Source organism: Pantoea sp. X-Soil-OKNW-713, from assembly GCF_059730685.1.
The window spans coordinates 73,531-94,601 of record NZ_AP035995.1 but is presented as its reverse complement, the minus strand read 5'-3'; the positions used below and the strand labels follow the sequence as shown (position 1 = coordinate 94,601).

The following is a 21,071-nucleotide window of genomic DNA, read 5'->3' as shown; positions in this document are numbered from 1 at the left end:
AGATATTGTGGTGGATGATTTCTTAAAATATTTAACCCTGCCTTATCTCTGGCAGGGCGCCGTGATCGCAGTTGAACTGCTGGTCGGCGCGTTAGCGGGCGGCATTGTGATTGGTTTTTTTCTGGCGCTGGCCAGCACCTCTAAGTATCTGTTTATTCGCTTACCGGTGAAGATTTATATCTATACCCTGCGCGGCACCCCAGTGCTGCTGCAACTGATCCTGCTGTACAACGTGCTGCCGGAATTTGGCTTGCGCTTCAGTCCGTTCACCAGCGCGCTGCTGGCATTGATGATTAACGAAACCGCCTTCTGCGCCGAAATCATTCGTGGCGGCATTATGGCAACCGATCGCGACCAAAGCATGGCGGCGCAGGCGTTTGGTTACTCGCGCACCAAAGAGATGATCCATGTGGTGATCCCGCAGGCATTGCGCGCCATCCTGCCGACGATGGGCAACGAAACCGTTGGCCTGCTGAAATCCACCTCGCTGGCCTCGGTGGTGGGCGTCAATGAACTGACCATGCGCGGCCAGGCAATTGTGTCGCAAAACTTCCTGTTTATCCCGGTGCTGGTCGCTTCCGGCGGTATCTATCTGATCCTCTCCACGCTGCTGGCCGGTGGTCAGTGGTGGATGGAGAAATTCTATAACCTCGACGAACGCGCCCGTCGCGCCCGCGCCCGACTGGCATCGCTGCCGCAGGAAGCCGACATCACGCCGATGCACCTGCCGAAACGCCGTTGGGATACGCAAACCGCCGCGCCGGTACTGGAAATCGATAATCTGTGCGTCGAATACGCCGGGAAAACTGTTCTGAACGACCTGTCGCTCACCGTGCGTCGTGGCGAAGTGGTGGTCCTACTGGGCCGTTCTGGTTCCGGTAAAAGTACGCTGCTGAAATCGATTCTGGCGCTGACGCCGCGCCTGAAGGGCACCATTCAGACCGAAGGGCATTTTATGGGCACCGATGCCAACGGTAAGCCGCTGGCGCAGCGTCACCTGCCCGTTAACCGCGCCAAATCAGGCATCGGCATTGTGTTTCAGCACTTCGCTTTGTTCGATCACCTCACCGCGCTGGAAAACGTGATGAGCATTTTGCTGCGCGTCCAGGGTGCGCAGCCGGAAGTGGCACGCGCCAAAGCGATGCGCGCACTGAAAATGGTCGGCCTTGGTGATTTTGCGGCTTCGCTACCGCATGAGTTGTCCGGTGGACAGAAGCAACGTGTCGGCATTGCCCGCGCCCTCGCCGCCGAACCACAAATCCTGCTGTTTGATGAACCGACCTCGGCGCTCGATCCCGAACTGGTGCGAGAAGTGAACCAGACCATGCGCAGCCTGGCGCAAACCGGTATCACCATGATCATCAGCACCCACGATATTGCTTTTGCCGCTGGCGTCGCTGATCGCGTGGTGTTTCTGCAAAACGGCGCGCTGATTGAAGAAGGGCCACCAGCGATCCTGAAAAACCCGACCACGCCAGCCTTTGCCACTTTCCTTGAACACGAAAACGCCACGGAGGCGCAGCATGCTAACGCCTGAATTACCGTTTGAACGCGCGGCGCGCGAGCGCCTCGGTGAACCGTTGTTTCGCTATATGCAGGGGCTACCGGCGGATGCCTTTGGCGACGAAAATGATGCCAACCATCTGGCGTTGCGCCGTTTTCGCCTGCTGCCGCGCGTATTGCAGGGCAACGAAAGCATCGACACGCACATCACCCTGTTGAACCAGACATGGGCGGCCCCCATTGGGGTTGGAGCCTTTGCCGGAGACCGTATTTTCCATGAAGAGGGTTTGCTGCCAATTGCCCGCGCCTGCAAACGTCTGCAACTGCCGCTGGTGATCTCCGAAGAGACGGTGACGCCGCTGGCGCAGATTGGTGCGGAGTATGACCGCTGCTGGCTGCAACTGCGTGCGGCAGGTGAGGTCGCGCGGATTAAAGCGTTAATTGATCAAGCGGCAGAAAGCCACTTTAAAGCGATCGTGCTGACGGTGCTGGCACCGGTCCATCCGGTCGCTGGCCTACAGCCGGGTGGGTTCTCGGTCGGCGATGCATTGAAACAACGCGGCTGGCACACCATCGGCGGCACGCAACCCGGAGTGGAACCGCTGCCGGCGTTTCCGGTATGGCGTTGGCAACAGATTGATGAAGTGGCAACGCACTGCGCCGATCGCGGTCTGCCGCTGCTACTGAAAGGCGTGTTGCATCATGATGATGCCGCCCCGGCAGCGGCGCACGGCGTGAGTGGCCTGATCGCCTCCAACATCGGCCTGCGCCAGAGCGCGCGCTGGGTGACACCGGTCGATCAGTTACCCGATTTGCAGGCGGTGACGCGCCTGCCACTACTGCTGGATGGCGGTATCCGCAGCGGCAGCGATGCCGTGGTCGCACGCTGCCTCGGTGCAACCTTATCACTGAGCGTGCGCCCGGTTATCACCGCGCTGGTCACTGGCGGAGAGACAGCGGTGTTTGACCTGCTTTCCGGCTGGATCAACTCCATCAGCGCCATCAGCCACTGGTGCGGGGTCAGCGACATGAGCGCGCTCAACGGCAGTTTTGTCACGGAGGCGCGTGACTGATGCATCACTTAATTTTCAATCAGGGCGATGCCAGCGAATCACGGATTTATTACTGCGCCCACTATCTGGCAGAAAGTCTCGGCCTGTATGCCGCGCAGCGGCTGAAAGTCTCCTTCACCACCAGCAAATCCGGTGGACATACCATTCAGGGCGGCCAGGTGCCTGCGGTGCTGAGTCGTGAGGCTGATTTAACCCTCGGCGGCCCGATGGTGGTGATGAAGCATTACCAGCAGCACGGTGCCGAGTTGCAGTGCTTCTGCGCCTCGGTCGCCGCCAACCCGTGGTTTCTCGCGGCGGCCCGACCCCAGCCCGATTTTCAACTGCGCGATTTACGTGGCAAGCGGGTACTGGATGTGGGTAACGTCGGCACCGCCAGCCTGACCTTTCGCTGGCTGCTGGCCCAACATGGCCTGCTGGAGGATGTCAGCATCCTGCCCGGCAGCGGCAATGCCGAAGATGACTTTGCGACCGTGGCAACGGGCGAGGTGGATTACGCGTTGCACGCCATGCATGCGCTCGCGCCTGCCATCACCCGTGGACAACTGGCGAGCGTGACCAGCCTGGCGGGCCTGTGCGGCAGGGTGCCGTGGAGCGCCTATATCGCCCGCAGCGATGTACTGCACGAGAAAGCAGAAGCCTTTGCCGCCTTTGCTACGGCAACACAACAGGCGCTGGCGTGGATCGCGCAGCATGACGCCACTCGCCTCGCTGAGCGGGTGAAACCCTGGTATCCCGATTATCGGTTTGCTGCGCTGGTCAGCGGGCTGGCGGCCTATCAGCAGGCGCAGGTGTTTGCGCCGGATAGCCGCATCCCGCGCGCCGAATTTGACCACTTCAGTCAGTTACTCGGCGCTATCGGCTGGCTCGATCCTTCTCAGCCCGTACCTTATGACGCGCTGGTGACCCAGGCAGGAGCAGAATCATGAAACAGTTAATTATCAACGGCCTGGTGGTGACAGAAAGCGGTGCCGCACCGGCAGACCTGTTAATCGAAGCAGGAAAAATCAGTGGCATTCTGACGCCAGGTGCTTACGACGGCACGGTGGATAACCTGATTGATGCCAGCGGTCTGATCGTGCTGCCGGGGGCGATTGACGTACACACCCACTTCACTGGCTCGCATGATTTCCCCGAACAGGAACTGCGCGAAGGCACACGCGGCGCGGCGGCGCATGGCGTGACCACTATCGTCGAAATGCCCCACTCGTTACCGCCCGCCACGTCGCTCGCCAGCTTTACCGCCAAACGCAGTTGGCTGGCTGAGAATTGCTCGGTGGATTACGCCATGTGGGCCGGGCTGGATGGTCGCAACGTCCACGAACTGGCCGCGCTGGATCAGGCGGGCGCACTGGCATTCAAAGCCTTTCTCTGTAGCGGCGCGCCGAATGGTGATGCCACGGATGCGAAAGGGTTACCGCGCCTTGACGATGACGGCCTGCTGCGCGCCATGCGTGAACTGGCGACCTTCGACGGTTTGATCGGCGTGCATGCCGAGAACCACGACATTCTGATTGGCGCAGGTAGCGAACTACGCCGCGCCGGGCGTAAAGATATCCGCGCCCATGCGCTGGCCGGGCCAGAAATTGCCGAGATTGAAGCGGTAGGACGCGTGCTGGCGATTGCCGCAGAAACCGGCGCGCGCTGCCATATCGTCCATGTCAGCTCGGCACGCGCCGCCGAAACCATCATCGCCGCCAAAGAGACCGTGCGCGCCAGCTTCGAAACCTGCCCGCACTACCTGATTCTTGATGAGGAAGATCTGGTGCGCATCGGTCCCAATGCCCGCTGCGGCCCGCCGATTCGTCCACGTCCGGTCGTCGATGCGCTGTGGCAGGTGCTGCTGCGGGGCGATATCGACATGATCGCTTCCGACCATTGCCCCTACACGCCGGAGCAGAAACTGGCCGGTGAATTCAGCATCTGGGATGCCGGTATGGGCCTGACCGGGGTGGAAACCCTCAGCCCGATGTTCTTCAGCGCGGCGCATATCGACCGTGGCCTGCCGCTGACCGAGTTTGCCCGCATGACCGCCAGCGGTCCGGCCAAAGCCTTCCGACTGTGGGGCAAAAAAGGGGCCATCGCGCCGGGCTTTGATGCCGACCTGGTGTTTTACGACGCCAGCCAGAGCTGGACGGTGAGCGGGGAAAATTTCCAGGGCCTGGGCAAATGGAGCGCATTTGAAGGCATGCGCTGTCAGGGTAAAGTGGTGCGCACGCTCATTCGTGGCGTCACCGTTTACCAGGATTCCCAGATACAGGTTGAACCTGGCTTTGGTCAGTTCGTGACCCGTCAGGCATAAACAGGATGATTACCATGGCAGGAAAGTCGACCCGTAATAAAAACAGCGCCCCACTGGCACTGGAAGAACAGACCGAAAACAGCTGGAACGCGGCGCGCCCGCGTACCCTGGTCGATCATGCAGTAGATGCCATTCTTAGCGCCGCCTCACGCGGCCTGATTCTGCCCGGGGACCGCATTGCCGAGCCGGACCTGGTGGCGAAACTTGGCATGAGCCGCGTCCCTATCCGCGAGGCGCTGCGCATTCTCGAAAGTCAGGGCATCGTGACCAGCGAACCGTACAAAGGTATTCGTCTGATGGAGATCTCCCATCAGCGGCTGGAGCAGATTATCGATGTGCGAATTCCACTGGAAACGCTGGCCTGCCGCCGGGCGATTGAAGCCGGGCGCAACAGCGCCGCGCAGCTCACCCAGTTGTACCAGGGCGTCGCCGCTATGCAGATGATGATGCAACGCGAGGATGTGTATGGCTTTGCCTCAGCGGATACCGATTTCCATCGCACGCTGTGCAGCTTTGCCCAGAACCCGGTGTTGAGCAATTTGTGGGAGTCGATTGCGCGCCAGCTTACGGTGATTTTCGGCCTCTCCACCATGGGCAAATCGATGAGCGACATTATCGAAGAGCATCAGCGGCTGATTAACGTGTTCGCGGAAGGCGATATCGCCAAAATGACCGACGAGATTGAAAACCATATCCGCATTCAGGCTCTGGATGTGGACTACGAAACCATTATTTCGCAGCGCCGACAGCAACGTTCCAGCGCCGGTTGACGCCTTTTTTGCTTTTACACCAGGATAACCACGATGAAGATTACCAACGTCGAGGCGTTTTACCTGCGCCTCCCGGTCATTGAACAGCGCACCGACAGTTCACAGGATGCGTTGTTGATTAAAATCACCACCGATGCCGGGATTACCGGCTGGGGCGAGGTGGATGGCAGCCCCTATGTCACCAAAGCCATCATCGAAGCCCCCTATTCCCACACCATGGTCACCGGCCTGAAATCGCTGCTGATCGGTGAAAACCCGCTGGAAACCGGACGGTTGTGGAAAAAAATGCATCGCGCCACCATCTACTATGGCCGCAGCGGTGCCGTGTTGCAGGCGATGGCGGGCATTGATATCGCACTGTGGGATATCAAAGGTAAAGCGTTGGGTAAACCGATTGTCGAGCTGCTGGGCGGCGCGCTGCGCGACAAAATGCGCGTCTACTCCTCGAATATGTTCCAGTTCAGCGTGGCCGACACCGTGGCGCGAGCGAAGCACGCTATCGATACCGGCCATACCGGGGTGAAATTTGGCTGGGAGCCGTTTGGCACCGATGAAGCGCTGGATTTACGCTATCTGGAAGCGCTGCGCCGCGAGATGGGCGACAGCGTGGATCTGATGCTGGACGTCGGCCATGTGTGGGATGCCAAAACCACCATCCGTCGTGGTCAGCGTTATGAGCATCTGAACCTGTTCTGGATTGAAGAACCGCTGCACCCGGACAACTACGCCGGTTACGGTCAGGTCTCGGCAGCCTGCCAGCAGCACATTGCGGCAGGCGAACAGGAGTGCTCAGTGGTGGGCTTCCAGCGCCTGATCGACGAAGGCGGTATCGATATTGTGCAGATTGACCTGACGCGCACCGGCTTTACCCAGGCGATGGAAATTGCCAGCTATGCGCACAGTCGCGGTCGTAAGGTGTGCAATCACAACTTCACCACCGATATCAACACCGCCGCCTCGCTGCATTTCCTGTGCGCGATTGAGAATGCGCTGGTGATGGAATATTGCGTCGAACCGGGTGAGATCAGCCGTTCGCTGGCGAAAAATCCGGTGCGCATCGCTGATGGCTACGCCTGGTTGCCTTCCGAACCCGGCCTGGGCGTGGAGCCGAACGAAGCGGTGATCGAAAAATTCCTCGTGCGTGATTAACCGTAAACGCGCCAGCAGCCAGATGGCTCTGAATTTCAGGCCCAAAGGTTGTTGGCGCGCCGGTCGCTGACTACCCTTCTCCACCAGGACGCTCTGCGCACGGGGAAGCTATGTCGCAAAAAATATACTGGATCGACAACTTACGCGCCATCGCCTGCCTGATGGTGATCGTCATTCATACCACCACCTGGTACATCACCGGGCCGCTGGCGGTAACCGGCATCAGTTGGGACGTCGCCAACCTGCTCAATTCCGCTTCGCGCGTCTGCGTGCCGCTGTTCTTTATGATCTCAGGCTATCTGTTCTTTGGTGAGCGCAGCGCACAAGGCCGGCATTTGCTGCGCATCGTGTTGTGCCTGCTGTTCTACAGCGCGGTGGCGCTGGCGTATATCACCTGGCTGACGCCGATCAGCGAAGGGCGGTCGCTGCTGAAATTGTTGCAGAAACCGGTGTTTTATCACCTGTGGTTTTTCTTTGCGATTATCGGTATTTACCTGCTGTCACCGTTGATTCAGGTAAAAAATGTGCCACCACGCTATGTCGCGCTACTGGTGGTGGTACTGGTGGTGCTCGCCAATCCCAATACCATCAACCAGTCGGTTGGCTCGTTCCATTGGTTGCCGGTCAATTTGTATGTCAGCGGCGACAGTATTTATTACCTGTTATACGCGCTGTTGGGACGGGCGATTGGCTGTATGAACACAGAAAAACGCGGCATAACCGGGCTGGCGGCGCTGGCGTTTATTGCCTGTGTGGCGGGGATTGCGCTCGGCACCAAACAGATGCTGCGCATAAACGGAGCCTTCAATGATACCTGGTATCTCTACTGCGGGCCGCTGGTGTTTATTGCCGCCATCAGCGTGCTGATCTTGAGCAAAAATGTCCTCAATCGCCGTAGTTTGCCAATTTTAGCTACCATAGCGCGTTATTCCCTGCCCATTTACGGCTTTCACGCGCTGTTTATCCATTTCCTGCGCACCAATCATTACGACGATATGGCACAACCGTGGATTGATCTTCCCTGGGTGTTTGGCGTAACGCTAATCGGCAGCTTGTTACTGGCGATGTTGCTTAAACGGGTAGATAAACATCATCTGGTGAGTTGATCGTCCCAGCGCTCCCTGGCACGACGCAACTGTCGTGCAGAAGAGAAACCGGCCGCCAGCGCGGCTTTTTCCGCAGCTTCGCCCTGTTGCTGGCGTTGCCGGGCAATCACCAGCCGCAGTTGCTCGTGATATTCGCGCACGCTGATGCCGAGATGCTGGCGGAACAGACGCGTCAGATGCCGCTCGCTGACATGGGCACGCTCGGCCAGTGCCGGTAATGACCAGTCATGTTCAGGATGGGCAATCATCACATCCTGCGCGCGATGAATCGCCGGGTGCAGGTGATTACGGTAGCGCAGCCACGGCGAGAGTTGCGGATCATCACCGGAACGGCGGAACCACACCACCATCTCGCGTGCCACCGCCAGCGCCTGACGCGCTCCGCATAGCCGGTTAATCAGATGCAGCGCGAGATCAATACCCGCAGTGATCCCGGCGCTGGTCCAGATGCCGCCATCTTCAATAAATACGCGATTCTCTTTTACCCGCGCCGCCGGGGCCGCCGCCTGCAAACGCGGCAGCACTTCATGATGGGTGGTGCACAGCACACCATCCAGCAATCCCGCCTGTGCCGCCAGCAATGAACCGGAGCAGACACAGACCAGGGTGATGCGCTGGGCTTCAATATCCGCCCGTTGCTGCCGCAGCCAGTCACGCGCCAGCGTCGCCGCCGGGGTGTCATAGCAGGTACGCGAATCATGCACACCGGGCACCACCAACAGGCTGTTAGCCGGTAACTGTTCGGGCAGTGGCGCGATATTGCTGATGGTCATGTGGGTGGAGCCGAGCACGCTGGCTTCCGGGCCGATGTAATGCAGCGAGAAGTGGCCGCCAGCCAACTGGAAGGTTTCGGCCGGGCCGGTGAGATCAAGCACCATAACGCCGGGTAACGTCAGGAAAAATACGGGTTGCGGCATGGGTATACTCCGGTTGGTTCCGTTTACGTCCCGCATTAAACCCGTAGCGGCGCGATTTATCACGCATTTCCAAACACGCTGTCGGCAAAACACGCGCGATAAATCGCGCCGCTACGGAAAGACGAACGCGACGCCAGAGCCTATCTTAGCTGACTTTACTGCCAGACCCATGCCAATTCCGGCCATCATGCTGACGTATCAGGACATCAACGGCTTCAGTTGCTGATAGAGCCGGGCGAATACCTCACGTTGTGGTTGATAAGCCTGATGGCGAGCCATATCCGGCTGATGGCGTTGCGCCAGTTCCGGTGTGGGCAGTTCGCTGCTGGCATCGACGGCCAACTGCGCCAGGCGTGCCGCCCCCAGTGCCGGGCCGACTTCACCACCATGACAATAATCCAGCGTCAACCCGCTGATATCCGATAACATTTGTCGCCAGTAAGCGCTACGTGCGCCACCGCCAATCAACATCACCGTCTTTGGCTGGACGCCACATTCATGTACCGCATCCATGCCCTCCGCCAGGGCAAATCCCACCCCTTCCAACACCGCTCGCGCCAGTTCCGGCCGGCCATGCTGATGCGTCAGGCCAAAAAATGCCCCCTGCGCCTGTGGATTGTTGTGCGGCGTGCGCTCACCCGAGAGATAAGGCAAAAACCAGACCGGTGAGACATCGCTGCTCGCCCGTTCAGCTTCAGCCAAAAGCTGTGGTACATCTTCGCAGCCGGTGAGTTTGGCCGCCCAGTCCAGACAGGAGGCCGCACTGAGGATCACCGACATCAGATGCCAGCGCTGTGGCAACGCATGGCAAAAACTGTGTACCGCGCGCTGTGGGTTGCTGAGATAACCATCACTCACGAGGAAGTAGACGCCGGAGGTACCGAGCGACAGCATCCCCTGCCCCGGCTCAACCATGCCAACACCCACCGCCCCGGCGGCATTATCACCACCGCCCGCCACCAGTGGCACTGGCTGCATCCCCCAACGGCTGGCGATGTCGGGTCGGAGCGTACCGGTTACCTGATTGCCCTCGAACAGCGTTGGCATCTGGCTACGATGCAGGCCACAGGCATGAAGCAATTTATCGCTCCAGTCACGCTGGGCCACATCCAGCCACATCGTCCCCGCCGCATCCGACATATCCGTGGCGAAGTCGCCGCTTAAGCGCCAACGCAGATAATCCTTTGGTAGCAAAACCTTAGCGACGCGGGTGAAAATTTCCGGCTCGTGCTGCTGCACCCATAACAGCTTGGGTGCCGTGAAGCCGGGCATCATCAGGTTACCGGTGATGGTGCGTGAATCCGGCACCTGCTGCTCCAGTTGGCGGCACTGCTCACTGCTGCGTCCGTCGTTCCACAGGATCGCCGGACGTAGCACCTGTTGCTGCGCATCTAACAGCGTCGCACCATGCATCTGGCCGCTCAGACCCATCGCCTGCACATGACCAAGGTCATGTCGCTGCGCCAGCGCCTGCATTGCCTTATCGGTTGCCAGCCACCAGCTTTCGGGATCCTGCTCGCTCCATAAAGGATGCGGGCGCGACACCTGCAACGGCGCGCTTTCCACGGCAAGCACCTGCCCTTGCGTATCCAGCAACGCGACCTTAACGCCCGAGGTGCCCAAATCGATCCCGATAACCATGCTGTTCTCCTGAAAGGTTAAAAATCAAAAAGGTAATGATTCACCAGGTTTTCCAGTTGTTCCTGACGTCCACTGCGGTGCTGCGGATTAAATTGCTGTTGCTGGGCATGCTGAGCAAGCGACGCCAGGGAGAATTCCCCTTTCAGGATCTGCTGACCAAACTCACCGTTCCAGCCGCTGTAGCGCTGCGCCACGCGTTTATCCAGCTCGCCATCAGCCACCATCCGCGCCGCGACTTTCAGTGCCAGCGCCATAGTATCCATCGCGCCAATGTGACCGTAGAACAGGTCATATTTATCGGTGCTCTGACGCCGCACTTTGGCATCAAAGTTTAAGCCGCCGGTGGTGAATCCGCCCGCTTTGATGATCTCGTAGAGTACCAGTGCATTTTCTTCGACGCTGTTCGGGAACTGGTCGGTATCCCAGCCGCACTGGATATCCCCACGGTTGGCATCCACCGAACCAAAAATCCCCAAGGCAATCGCGGTGGCAATTTCATGGTGGAACGAGTGACCGGCCAGCGTGGCGTGGTTGGCTTCCACGTTGACTTTGATCTCTTTCTCCAGGCCAAACTGTTTCAGGAAGCCATATACCGTTGCCACATCATAATCATATTGATGTTTGGTCGGCTCCTGCGGTTTTGGCTCAATCAGCAGCATGCCCTGGAAGCCGATTTTGTGTTTATGCTCGACCACCATCTGCATAAAGCGGCCAATTTGCTCACGCTCCTGGCGCAGGTCGGTATTCAGCAGGGTTTCATAACCTTCACGGCCTCCCCACAACACGTAGTTTTCACCGCCGAGCGTTTGCGTTGCCTGCATGGCGCTGCACACCTGGCTGGCAGCCCAGGCAAAAATTTCCGGATCAGGACTGGTGGCGGCACCCGCGCCATAGCGGGGATGGGTAAAACAGTTGGCGGTGCCCCACAGCAGTTTCACCCCGGTTTCCTGCTGTTTTGCCAGCAGTTTATCGGTCATTACCGCAAAGTTATCACGGTAGGTCTTCAGCGAGTCGCCTTCCGGTGAAACATCAACATCGTGGAAGCAGTAGTAAGGTACGTTCAACTTATGGAAGAACTCAAAAGCCACATCCGCCTTCAGCAACGCCCGCTCAAGCGCATCACCATTCTTCTGCCAGGGGCGATCAAAAGCGCCGACACCAAACATATCCGCACCGTTCCAGCAGAAGGTATGCCAGTAGCAGGCGGCAAAACGCAGATGCTCAGCCATAGTTTTACCGAGAATCACTTCATCAGGATTGTAGTGACGGAACGCCAGAGGATTATGGGTGTTGGTCCCTTCATAACGAACGCGATCAAGCTGGTCGAAATAGGCGTGCATGTTTTGCTCCTTAGCATGAGGACCCGAATGGTCAGCTGTGAGCCATTATTGTGGTGATGCGTTCTGCCGCTTCTCAATTACGATATTTCACACTTAACTTAAGATAATTATTATTTGTGCGTTAGCTCGCAAAACAATGTCGTTATTTCATTGCACTCCAACCCGCAATCCCGCTGCAATTCATTTTTCCGAAAACCGCCAAATATCGATCGCGCTCAAAAAATCACAAATAAACCAAAAAACGTAATGGCCGGATAAAAATCAGTAATTGATGTTGCCGGAAACTCAGGTCAACAATTCAACCGCCCTGTTCATAGCCTTATACCCTAAACAACGACAATAGCCTCCACCTACAGGATGAACACCATGAACATGAAGAAAACGCTGTTAGCCGTCTGCGCGGCCCTGGCACTTGTCAGCCACGCTGGAGCGGCAAAAGAAGTGAAAATCGGTTTGTCGATGGATGATTTACGCCTGGAGCGCTGGCAGAAAGACCGCGATATCTTTGTAAAACAAGCGGAATCCCAGGGTGCCCAGGTGTTTGTACAATCCGCCAACGGCAACGAAGAAACGCAAATGTCGCAAATTGAAAATATGATTAACCGCGGCGTGGATGTATTGGTGATCATCCCCTATAACGGCCAGGTATTAAGTAACGTGGTGGCCGAAGCGAAGCGTGAAGGCATTAAAGTTCTGGCCTATGACCGTATGATTAATAACGCCGACATTGATTTTTATATCTCTTTTGATAATGAAAAAGTAGGTGAACTTCAGGCCGAAAGTATTGTGCAGCAGGTACCAAAAGGAAATTATTTCCTGATGGGTGGCTCGCCGGTGGATAATAACGCACGTCTGTTCCGCGCCGGTCAAATGAAAGTCTTAAAACCTTACATTGATAATGGCAGCATCAAAGTCGTGGGCGATCAGTGGGTTGATGCCTGGTTACCGGAAAATGCGCTGAAAATTATGGAAAACGCCTTAACCGCGAACGGCAACCATATTGATGCCGTGGTGGCTTCCAATGATGCCACCGCCGGTGGGGCGATTCAGGCGCTGAGCGCGCAGGGGCTGGCGGGCAAAGTGGCGATTTCCGGCCAGGATGCCGATCTTGCCGCCATCAAACGCATCGAAAATGGTACGCAGACCATGACGGTGTACAAACCCATCACCCAACTGGCGACCGAAGCGGCAAAAATCGCCGTGGAACTCGGTGACGGTCAGACACCTGCCAGCAACGGCAAACTTAACAATGGCTTAAAAGATGTGCCGTCCCGTCTGCTGACACCGATCCAGGTTAATAAAGGCAATATCGAAAGCACCGTGATTAAAGACGGCTTCCACAAGCAGAGCGAACTCTAAGCGCAGACCGCGAAGGAGAGATGTCGATGTTGCTGGAAATGAACCATATCACTAAGCGCTTCGGCGCGGTGAAAGCGGTGGATGACGTCAGCCTGCGGCTGGATGCGGGCGAAGTCATGTCGCTGTGCGGCGAAAACGGTTCGGGAAAATCGACACTGATGAAGATCCTGTGCGGGTTATACCCGCACGGTGACTTCGACGGCAGTATCCATTTTGCCGGTGACGAAATTCAGGCGCAGACCATCCGCGATACCGAGCGCAAAGGGATTGTGATTATCCATCAGGAGCTGGCGCTGGTACGGCAACTGACGGTGATGGAGAACATTTTCCTCGGTGCCGAACTGGGGCGCTACGGCATGGTGGATGACGAAACCATGACGCTGCGTTGCCAACAATTACTGGAACGGGTCAAACTCAATGTGTCGCCAGACACGCGAGTGGGCGACCTCGGCCTCGGTCAGCAGCAACTGGTAGAAATCGCGCGCGCGTTGAATAAACAGGTACGTCTGCTGATTCTGGATGAACCCACTTCGTCGCTGACCGAGCAGGAAACCGAAGTGCTACTCAGCATTATCAAAAACCTGCGCGAACACGGCATCGCCTGCATCTACATCTCGCACAAACTCAACGAGGTGAAAGCGATTTCCGACACCATCTGCGTGATCCGCGACGGCCAGCACATCGCCACGCGCGATGCTGCCGGGCTAAGCGAGGATGACATCATCACCATGATGGTGGGCCGCGAGCTCACCGCGCTCTATCCACATACGCCACATGAAATCGGCGAGACGATACTGCAAGTCGATAACCTCACCGCCTGGCATCCCGTTAACCGCCATATCCGCCGCGTCAACAATGTTTCCTTCAGCCTGAAACGCGGCGAGATTCTTGGCATCGCAGGCCTGGTGGGTGCTGGCCGAACCGAAACGGTGCAATGCCTGTTTGGTGTCTGGCCGGGGCGCTGGCAGGGCGATATTACGATCAACGGCAGCAAGGTGCAGATTCACGACTGCCGCGACGCCATTGGGCATGGCATTGCGATGGTGCCGGAAGATCGCAAAAAAGATGGCATCGTGCCGCTGATGGGGGTGGGCAAAAACATCACCCTGGCGGCGCTGGATCAGTTCAGTCAGCGTCTCTCCACGCTGGATGAGGCACGAGAACAGCATGCGATTAACGACGCCATTGCCCGGTTGCGGGTCAAAACGTCCTCGTCAGAACTCCCTATTGGTCGCCTGAGCGGTGGCAATCAGCAGAAGGCGATCCTCGCCAAATGCCTGCTGCTTAACCCACAAATTTTGATTCTCGATGAGCCAACGCGTGGCATCGATGTCGGCGCGCGTCAGGAGATCTATCTGCTGATCAATGCGCTGGTGCAGCAAGGGATTGCGGTGATTGTCATTTCGTCCGAGCTGCCCGAAGTACTGGGCCTGAGCGATCGGGTTTTGGTGATGCATGAAGGGCAAATCAAAGCCGATCTGATTAACGATAACCTGACTCAGGAGCAGGTGATGGAAGCCGCCCTGCGGAGTGAACACTATGCTTAAGACCGAAAGTACACAACGCGGCCTGACGACGCCGGGTAAAGCGGGCGCGGGTAAATTTCCGCTCCCCAATTTGCAGGTGTTGGTGATGCTCGGGGCAATTGTGTTGATTGCCCTGTTCTTCACCTGGACCACCGACGGGGCCTGGCTTAGCCCGCGTAACGTTTCCAACCTGCTGCGCCAGACCGCCATCACCGGCATCCTCGCGGTTGGCATGGTGTTTGTCATTATTTCGGCAGAGATCGATCTCTCCGTCGGCTCCATGATGGGCCTGCTCGGTGGTGCGGCGGCGATTTTCGACGTCTGGCTCGGCTGGCCGCTGCCCTTAACCATTGTGGTCACGCTGGTAATGGGATTGCTGCTCGGCACCTGGAATGGGTGGTGGGTAGCCTACCGCAAAGTGCCCTCGTTTATCGTCACGCTGGCGGGCATGCTGGCCTTTCGCGGCATTCTGGTCGGTATCACCGATGGCACCACCGTCGCACCAACCAGCCCGGCGATGTCGCAGATTGGCCAAAGCTATCTGCCTGGCGGGGTCGGGTTTGGTTTCGGTTTTGCCGGTCTGGCGCTGTTTATTGTCTGGCAATGGCGCTTACGCCTGCGTCGTCAGCAGCTTGGTTTATCGCAACCCGCAGCGGGTGGTGCGGTCGCGCGTCAGGCCATCACCGCCATTCTGGTATTGGGCGCCATCTGGCTGTTGAACGACTATCGTGGCGTGCCAACGCCGGTACTGCTGCTGGCGCTGCTGTTGTTGGGCGGGATGTTTATGGCAACGCGTACCGCCTTTGGTCGCCGTATCTACGCGATTGGCGGCAACCTGGATGCAGCACGGCTCTCCGGCATCAACGTCGCACGCACCAAGCTGGCGGTGTTTGCCATCAATGGTGTGATGGTGGCGATTGCGGGTTTAATCCTCAGCTCACGATTGGGTGCGGGTTCACCTTCGGCGGGTAACATTGCTGAACTGGATGCCATTGCCGCTTGCGTTATCGGCGGCACCAGCCTGGCAGGCGGCGTCGGTTCCGTCGCAGGTGCGGTAATGGGCGCGTTTATTATGGCTTCGCTGGATAACGGCATGAGCATGATGGATGTTCCCACCTTCTGGCAGTACATCGTCAAAGGGGCGATTCTGCTGCTGGCGGTGTGGATGGATACCGCCACCCGGCGTCGGGTGTAATCGCGTGGGCGATCACAATGTGGCGCAAATTCTTTCTGCTCCTCAGCCAGCCGTGCTATGCAATGCGCTGGGGGTTTAAGGGAGCGCGCCACTATGCATGAGAAACGATTTCGCATTACGTTACTTTTCAACGCCAATAAGGTGTATGACCGCCAGGTGGTCGAAGGCGTTGGCGAATATTTACAGGCGTCGCAAACTGACTGGGATATCTTCATCGAGGAGGATTTCCGTTGTCGTATCGACAATATTCGCGAATGGCTGGGTGATGGCGTGATCGCCGATTACGACGACAGTTCAATCGAAAAATTACTGGCGAATGTGCCGGTGCCCATTGTTGGGGTGGGCGGTTCCTACCACCAACAACAGGACTACCCGCCGGTGCATTACATCGCCACCGATAACGCCGCGCTGGTTGAGAGCGCCTTTTTACATCTGAAAGAGAAAGGGATAAACCGCTTCGCCTTCTATGGCCTGCCGGCTTCCAGCGGCAAACGCTGGGCGCAGGAGCGGGAGCATGCCTTCCGCCAGTTGGTGGCACGCGAGCGCTATCAGGGAGTGGTTTATCAGGGCATGGAAACCGCGCCGGAAAACTGGCAGCACGCGCAAAACCGTCTGGCTGACTGGCTGCAAACGCTGCCGCAGCAAACCGGCATCATTGCCGTCACCGATGCCCGCGCCCGCCATCTGTTGCAGGCTTGCGAGTATTTGAAAATCCCGGTGCCGGAAAAACTCACCGTTATTGGCATCGACAACGAAGAATTGACGCGTTATCTGTCTCGCGTGGCGCTCTCGTCAGTGGCCCAGGGGACACGTCAGATGGGATATCAGGCTGCCAAGCTGCTGCATCGGTTACTGGATAAACAGTCCCTGCCGCTGCAACGTATTCTGGTACCCCCGGTAAAAGTGATCGCCCGCCGCTCCACGGATTTCCGCTCACTGCGTGACCCGGCGGTGATTCAGGCGATGCATTACATCCGCTTTAACGCCTGCAAAGGCATCAAAGTAGAACAGGTACTGGACGCCATCGGCATCTCCCGTTCCAATCTGGAAAAACGCTTCCGCGATGAAACCGGCGATACCATTCATGCGATGATCCATCGCGAAAAACTGGAGAAAGCGCGTGAACTACTGGCCAGTTCTTCGTTAAGTATCAATGAGATCTCTCAGATGTGCGGCTACCCTTCATTGCAATATTTCTATTCGGTCTTTAAGAAGAGTTACGCCACCACCCCGAAGGAGTATCGGCAACATTACGGCGAAAACGTGCTGTGACGCACGAGTGAGATCAACAACTTCACACCGTTTGCCGCTATAATTCTGCGGCTGCGGTAAAGGAAGATCGTCGTCTCCGGTGAGGCGGTCGGATTTCAAATCCGATTGGGGCCGCCAGCGGTCCCGGGCAGGTTCGACTCCTGTGATCTTCCGCCACCTTGTTCACGCCTGACCTTCAGGAAAACCCATGTTAATCCACCCATCCGATAACATCCCTTTTGCGGGTGACCCACGCAGAGACGAGTTGCGTCAACGGCTGCTGGAACCGAATGCGCCGAAGGTGATTGCCGTATCGTTGTCCAAAGAGTTGGATCGGGAGAGCCACACACATCGTCATGCTGCCGGACAACTTTATTGCCTGAAACAGGGGTTGATGACGGTTAACACGCCATCCGGTATCTTTGCCAATCCACCACGTTTAGTCGGTTGGATCCCACCGCACTTCGAACACGCGATCGTTGGACCTGGGCAGGTGTTGGGGTGGACCGTATTGATTGACGAAGATCTCGCCGCGCCATTGCCTGATCATCCGGTATTGTTATCCTGCCCGGCAGTGCTGGAACCCCTCGCCGAACGGCTGGCGACCTTAACGCCAGAATTTTGGGGCAGTGAACGCTACAACCGGTTGGGGGAAGTTTTCCTCGATGAACTCTATGAAGCCACCGTCCAGCCTCTCACTCTGCCTTTACTGAAGATCCGCGTCTGCTCCAGATAGCGCGTTTGCTAATCGACAACCCATCTGACATACGTACCGGACCCGAGTTGGCACGCTGGGCCGGGCTTAGCCCCAGAAGTCTGAGCCGCCACTGGGCCAGTGCCACTGGCATGAGCCTGGCAAAATATCGCCAGACCTCACGCCTGTTGAAATCGCTGGAGGGACTCGCCGCGGGCAACAGCGTGCAGCAAGTTGCCTGGCAGGTTGGATTCGAGAATGTCAGCAGCTACATCAGTGCGTTTCGTCATGCCTTCGGCTCGACACCGGGCAAATATTTTACCGCACCGGATAACCATGCGAACGCAACATCAGCAGGCTAGCCGGACCATCAATATGCGGCAGGCTGTGCTGATATTTGCGACGAAATGCCCCTGGCGGTAGGTTGAACATGCGGCGAAAGGTGCGGCAGTAAGTCTGCTGTGAGTCAAAGCCAAACTGCAACGCAATATGCATCAGAGGGGTATTGTCGGTTAACAACGCAATCACCGACGCCGTTAGCTTCCTCTCGCGAATGTAGGTTCCCAGTGCGATACCGGTATAACTGCGGAACAAGCGTTGCAGATGCCACTGCGAATAACCCGCCCGTTGTGCAACGGTTTCCAGAATCAGTTTTTGTTCGATATTAGCCTCAATCCACAGCAGCAACTGATGTATGAAGGCCACGTTAATATCCATCATTCCTCCTGATGCGGTCAGTCAGGAGGATTATAAAAAGTCGGCAACTGGCTATGTTGATGCTTAAGGCCAATCAATATCGATAACTCGCCAAATTGTGCACACGAGTGCCAGCTCAGGGTTGCTTCACCAGACTCGACTGCCAGTCACTAAACAGCGTCGGCCAGTTTTTTGCCGGGATATTCTGTTTTTTCACGATGCCGAAACCATGCCCGCCCTGCTGGAAAAGATGTAGTTCAACTGCCACCTTATTTTTACGCAACGCCTCAAACATACGCAGTGCGTTTTGCGGCGAGGCCGTGCCGTCATTCAGCGCCTGAACAAGAAAAGTGGGTGGCGTATGGGCAGTCACGCGGTCCTCCTGCGAGAAGCGCTGTTTGATGTCGGTGCTGATGTCTTTGCCAAACATCGCCGCACGCGTACCGTTATGAGTCACACCATCCTGTAGTGACAGCACCGGGTAGATCAACGCCGCAAAATCGGGGCGGGCAGAAACCTGATCGACGTCATCCCGTGGTGGGTAATTGGTGGCATCAGGATCATTGCTGACGTTCGCCGCCAGGTATGCGCCAGCGGAAAAACCCATCACTCCAATTTGGTCTGGCGCAATACGATATTGAGCAGCACCGGCGCGAATCAGGCGCATAGCACGCTGAACATCAGCAAAAGCATTATTTCGATTAACGTCAGATCCGCCACGCGGCATACGGTAAAGCAGCACAAAAGAAGAATAGCCTTTTTTACTCAGAACCTTCGCGACATCTAACCCTTCAAGATCTTGCATAATATACGAAAATCCCCCACCCGGAATGATTAGCACAGCCGAATGATTATTTTTACCGGCGGGAGGAACATAAATTATTTCTGGAGAATCGACTTTTGTGACAGCACGATTATTATCTGCCGGGTTTTTACTAAAATTAATAAATGTATTATTTCCTGACACTTCATGTGGCCAGATCGGAATTTCCTTATTGGCAAAGGCGCAGGGAAGATAAAACAGGAAAATCAATGCAGATAAAAAAGATGACTTCATCTCTCTGGCTCCAAATCCTGAATAAAAACAATGATAAACATTCATTCTGAGTGCCATGACGACACAACATTCTGAATCAGAATCCTGTCCCAGAAGAAAAAACTAACATTATAATAAGTCCAATTGAATCTGTAGGGAAAGATAGCAAATAATGACCACCTTTTTCACTCAATATAATACCGGACCAGAAAAAATTAGACTTTTCTCATGTTTACGTTAACAACACCCTATGTTATAAGTAAATTTTAAACTATAAGAATCTGTGACCATGGGAATTTACTGGATCATAAGCCTGAGCTTGACCTTTATTGCAATCGTTGAAGTCATGCTGAGTAAAGATGAAAACACAGCGCGAATCCGATCATATATTTATTTTATTGCCGTGGTCGTGCTTTTTACCTTTGGCGGGATTCGTGGTCTGGGCACGGGCCTGGATGATTTTCAGTATCGCCAGTTCTTTTCTCAATTCATCGATCAGATTATTATCGAAGGGTTCTGGAATGCCGTTGTCAATTTCCGCTATGAACCGGCCATTTATGCCATTGCAGGCTTCACCAGAATATTTACCGCTAACCCGGATATTTTTATCTATGTCTTTACCATGATAGCGGTTTGCGTCAACGCACATTATTTCCGTAAGCTGACACCATTACCGTTAGTTGCCCTGGCTGTTTATTCTGCGCACCTGTTTATCAATAAAGACATGAACCAGATCCGCTTTGGTTTGTGTTCCGCGTTTCTGATGGGCTTTGTCTATCATTTCGCGCGCAGAAGTAGACCAGGGATGATCACCACCTTCATTCTGTCGTTTATCAGCCATGCTACGGGTATTGTGGCACTGCTGATCCCAATGGCATTAATTGTCAGAAAAAACAAATATATTCCGATACTTATCGTCGTCGCCAGTCTACCCCTGGCCTTTATGGGAAGTTCGGCGTTAATTTCTCTTATTTCCAGCCATATCGGTTCTCTGGGCGACAGGGCAATGGGCTACGCCAACCAGGATTCCGCGCAGGAACAAGGCATCATTACGCTTTCTAACCTGAAAAATATTGGCTTCGTTTTCATTTTTAGCTTTCTGCTGCTAAGTGACAAAATAAAGAATTTCGACGAAGAAAAGTTTCGCCTTTACTACATTCTGGTCATTACGTTTGCCATTGGTAGTGGTTTAAGGATGGCATTGCAGGATTATGCCTCTGGTGGCCGTTTGGCAAACTATCTGTTGCAGGTTGAGCCGGTACTTATTTCTCTGTGTATCTGGGAAACCAGGAAAGCAATGAAGGTTCTGGCCGTGGGTATTACGGTACTCATGGTTCTTTACTATCTATATTACAATACCATTTCAAGTAAGCAGTCGATTACTGGCTACGAAGTTTCACGTACCTTCCAGTTATTCCGCTAATTTCTAATGCGCTGGCATCCAATGCCAGCGCATCTTCCTCTATTTAAGAATACCCCGATGGACACATAAGGAAAATCCGAATATCTTCCCTCA

Annotated in this window: 19 protein-coding genes and 1 tRNA gene; 15 read left to right on the top strand and 5 right to left on the bottom strand. The window is 55.8% G+C overall.

Annotated features, from left to right (window positions below; genetic code table 11):
- Positions 1-10 precede the first annotated feature (10 nt).
- The 7 genes from AC6I8R_RS00465 (at position 11) to AC6I8R_RS00435 (ending at position 7,900) form a co-directional block, all read left to right on the top strand.
- The gene (locus AC6I8R_RS00465; RefSeq protein WP_036625904.1) at positions 11-1,537 is read left to right on the top strand and encodes an amino acid ABC transporter permease/ATP-binding protein; all 1,527 of its coding nucleotides are present in this window, start codon (positions 11-13) and stop codon (positions 1,535-1,537) included.
- Positions 1,524-2,576 carry an alpha-hydroxy acid oxidase gene (locus AC6I8R_RS00460; protein WP_497831783.1) on the top strand — a complete coding sequence of 351 codons (1,053 nt, stop codon included), beginning with the start codon at positions 1,524-1,526 and terminating at the stop codon, positions 2,574-2,576. The genes AC6I8R_RS00465 and AC6I8R_RS00460 overlap by 14 nt, the downstream gene beginning before the upstream one ends.
- Positions 2,576-3,502, top strand: coding sequence for an ABC transporter substrate-binding protein (locus AC6I8R_RS00455; protein ID WP_415175046.1), 927 nt, complete (start codon positions 2,576-2,578; stop codon positions 3,500-3,502). Before AC6I8R_RS00460 ends, AC6I8R_RS00455 begins: the two co-directional genes overlap by 1 nt.
- A complete protein-coding gene (allB, locus tag AC6I8R_RS00450) occupies positions 3,499-4,875 on the top strand; it encodes an allantoinase AllB (RefSeq protein ID WP_021183701.1) in 1,377 nt (458 codons plus the stop codon). The genes AC6I8R_RS00455 and allB overlap by 4 nt, the downstream gene beginning before the upstream one ends.
- A gap of 14 nt (positions 4,876-4,889) precedes the next feature.
- Entirely contained in the window at positions 4,890-5,645 is a 756-nt protein-coding gene (locus AC6I8R_RS00445) for a GntR family transcriptional regulator (protein WP_021183700.1), read from the top strand.
- A 33-nt stretch (positions 5,646-5,678) separates the two neighbouring features.
- Positions 5,679-6,794, top strand: a complete 1,116-nt coding sequence (locus AC6I8R_RS00440; protein WP_415175044.1) for a mandelate racemase/muconate lactonizing enzyme family protein — start codon at positions 5,679-5,681, stop codon at positions 6,792-6,794.
- Between the two features lie 110 nt (positions 6,795-6,904).
- Entirely contained in the window at positions 6,905-7,900 is a 996-nt protein-coding gene (locus tag AC6I8R_RS00435) for an acyltransferase (protein ID WP_415175043.1), read from the top strand.
- Here AC6I8R_RS00435 and AC6I8R_RS00430 read toward each other — a convergent pair.
- The 3 genes from AC6I8R_RS00430 to xylA all read right to left on the bottom strand — a co-directional run bounded on the left by AC6I8R_RS00430 (position 7,885) and on the right by xylA (position 11,798).
- Positions 7,885-8,817: a GlxA family transcriptional regulator gene (locus AC6I8R_RS00430; protein ID WP_497831782.1), complete on the bottom strand. Its 933-nt coding sequence runs from the start codon at positions 8,815-8,817 to the stop codon at positions 7,885-7,887. The genes AC6I8R_RS00435 and AC6I8R_RS00430 overlap by 16 nt on opposite strands.
- Before the next feature lie 198 nt (positions 8,818-9,015).
- Complete coding sequence (gene xylB / locus AC6I8R_RS00425; protein WP_497831781.1) at positions 9,016-10,458, bottom strand: xylulokinase; 1,443 nt, start codon at positions 10,456-10,458, stop codon at positions 9,016-9,018.
- 17 nt (positions 10,459-10,475) lie between these two features.
- Entirely contained in the window at positions 10,476-11,798 is a 1,323-nt protein-coding gene (xylA, locus tag AC6I8R_RS00420; protein WP_021183695.1) for a xylose isomerase, read from the bottom strand.
- Between the two features lie 366 nt (positions 11,799-12,164).
- Between xylA and xylF the strand changes: the two genes are divergently transcribed.
- From xylF to AC6I8R_RS00385, 7 genes are all read left to right on the top strand, one after another.
- The gene (gene xylF / locus AC6I8R_RS00415; protein WP_021183694.1) at positions 12,165-13,157 is read left to right on the top strand and encodes a D-xylose ABC transporter substrate-binding protein; all 993 of its coding nucleotides are present in this window, start codon (positions 12,165-12,167) and stop codon (positions 13,155-13,157) included.
- Positions 13,158-13,177: 20 nt separating this feature from the next.
- Positions 13,178-14,704 carry a xylose ABC transporter ATP-binding protein gene (locus AC6I8R_RS00410; protein ID WP_036625761.1) on the top strand — a complete coding sequence of 509 codons (1,527 nt, stop codon included), beginning with the start codon at positions 13,178-13,180 and terminating at the stop codon, positions 14,702-14,704.
- Positions 14,697-15,878: a xylose ABC transporter permease XylH gene (gene xylH / locus AC6I8R_RS00405; RefSeq protein WP_208724490.1), complete on the top strand. Its 1,182-nt coding sequence runs from the start codon at positions 14,697-14,699 to the stop codon at positions 15,876-15,878. Before AC6I8R_RS00410 ends, xylH begins: the two co-directional genes overlap by 8 nt.
- A 93-nt stretch (positions 15,879-15,971) precedes the next feature.
- On the top strand, positions 15,972-17,150 hold the full coding sequence (xylR, locus tag AC6I8R_RS00400; protein ID WP_021183691.1) for a D-xylose utilization transcriptional activator XylR: 1,179 nt from the start codon (positions 15,972-15,974) through the stop codon (positions 17,148-17,150).
- Positions 17,151-17,211: 61 nt separating this feature from the next.
- Positions 17,212-17,306 (top strand) — tRNA-Sec (locus AC6I8R_RS00395).
- A gap of 31 nt (positions 17,307-17,337) precedes the next feature.
- A complete protein-coding gene (locus AC6I8R_RS00390) occupies positions 17,338-17,865 on the top strand; it encodes an AraC family ligand binding domain-containing protein (RefSeq protein ID WP_497831780.1) in 528 nt (175 codons plus the stop codon).
- Between the two features lie 5 nt (positions 17,866-17,870).
- The gene (locus AC6I8R_RS00385) at positions 17,871-18,185 is read left to right on the top strand and encodes a helix-turn-helix domain-containing protein (RefSeq protein ID WP_497831779.1); all 315 of its coding nucleotides are present in this window, start codon (positions 17,871-17,873) and stop codon (positions 18,183-18,185) included.
- On the opposite strand, the gene AC6I8R_RS00380 is transcribed toward AC6I8R_RS00385, so the two are convergent.
- Entirely contained in the window at positions 18,142-18,540 is a 399-nt protein-coding gene (locus tag AC6I8R_RS00380) for a helix-turn-helix domain-containing protein (RefSeq protein WP_415175202.1), read from the bottom strand. The two genes, AC6I8R_RS00385 and AC6I8R_RS00380, sit on opposite strands and share 44 nt — an antisense overlap.
- A gap of 115 nt (positions 18,541-18,655) precedes the next feature.
- Positions 18,656-19,621 (bottom strand): alpha/beta hydrolase, encoded by a 966-nt coding sequence (locus tag AC6I8R_RS00375; protein WP_415175190.1) that lies wholly within the window; start codon positions 19,619-19,621, stop codon positions 18,656-18,658.
- A gap of 223 nt (positions 19,622-19,844) precedes the next feature.
- On the opposite strand from AC6I8R_RS00375, the gene AC6I8R_RS00370 reads away from it, so the two are divergent.
- Entirely contained in the window at positions 19,845-20,978 is a 1,134-nt protein-coding gene (locus AC6I8R_RS00370) for an EpsG family protein (protein WP_415175191.1), read from the top strand.
- The last annotated feature ends 93 nt before the right edge of the window (positions 20,979-21,071 follow it).

Coding starts and splice junctions, on each gene's coding strand:
- AC6I8R_RS00460 (WP_497831783.1), top strand. CDS start 1,524: ATGCTAACGCCTGAATTACCGTTTGAACGCGCGGCGCGCGAGCGCCTC.
- AC6I8R_RS00455 (WP_415175046.1), top strand. CDS start 2,576: ATGCATCACTTAATTTTCAATCAGGGCGATGCCAGCGAATCACGGATT.
- allB (WP_021183701.1), top strand. CDS start 3,499: ATGAAACAGTTAATTATCAACGGCCTGGTGGTGACAGAAAGCGGTGCC.
- AC6I8R_RS00445 (WP_021183700.1), top strand. CDS start 4,890: ATGGCAGGAAAGTCGACCCGTAATAAAAACAGCGCCCCACTGGCACTG.
- AC6I8R_RS00440 (WP_415175044.1), top strand. CDS start 5,679: ATGAAGATTACCAACGTCGAGGCGTTTTACCTGCGCCTCCCGGTCATT.
- AC6I8R_RS00435 (WP_415175043.1), top strand. CDS start 6,905: ATGTCGCAAAAAATATACTGGATCGACAACTTACGCGCCATCGCCTGC.
- AC6I8R_RS00430 (WP_497831782.1), bottom strand. CDS start 8,817: ATGCCGCAACCCGTATTTTTCCTGACGTTACCCGGCGTTATGGTGCTT.
- xylB (WP_497831781.1), bottom strand. CDS start 10,458: ATGGTTATCGGGATCGATTTGGGCACCTCGGGCGTTAAGGTCGCGTTG.
- xylA (WP_021183695.1), bottom strand. CDS start 11,798: ATGCACGCCTATTTCGACCAGCTTGATCGCGTTCGTTATGAAGGGACC.
- xylF (WP_021183694.1), top strand. CDS start 12,165: ATGAACATGAAGAAAACGCTGTTAGCCGTCTGCGCGGCCCTGGCACTT.
- AC6I8R_RS00410 (WP_036625761.1), top strand. CDS start 13,178: ATGTCGATGTTGCTGGAAATGAACCATATCACTAAGCGCTTCGGCGCG.
- xylH (WP_208724490.1), top strand. CDS start 14,697: ATGCTTAAGACCGAAAGTACACAACGCGGCCTGACGACGCCGGGTAAA.
- xylR (WP_021183691.1), top strand. CDS start 15,972: ATGCATGAGAAACGATTTCGCATTACGTTACTTTTCAACGCCAATAAG.
- AC6I8R_RS00390 (WP_497831780.1), top strand. CDS start 17,338: ATGTTAATCCACCCATCCGATAACATCCCTTTTGCGGGTGACCCACGC.
- AC6I8R_RS00380 (WP_415175202.1), bottom strand. CDS start 18,540: ATGGATATTAACGTGGCCTTCATACATCAGTTGCTGCTGTGGATTGAG.
- AC6I8R_RS00375 (WP_415175190.1), bottom strand. CDS start 19,621: ATGAATGTTTATCATTGTTTTTATTCAGGATTTGGAGCCAGAGAGATG.
- AC6I8R_RS00370 (WP_415175191.1), top strand. CDS start 19,845: ATGGGAATTTACTGGATCATAAGCCTGAGCTTGACCTTTATTGCAATC.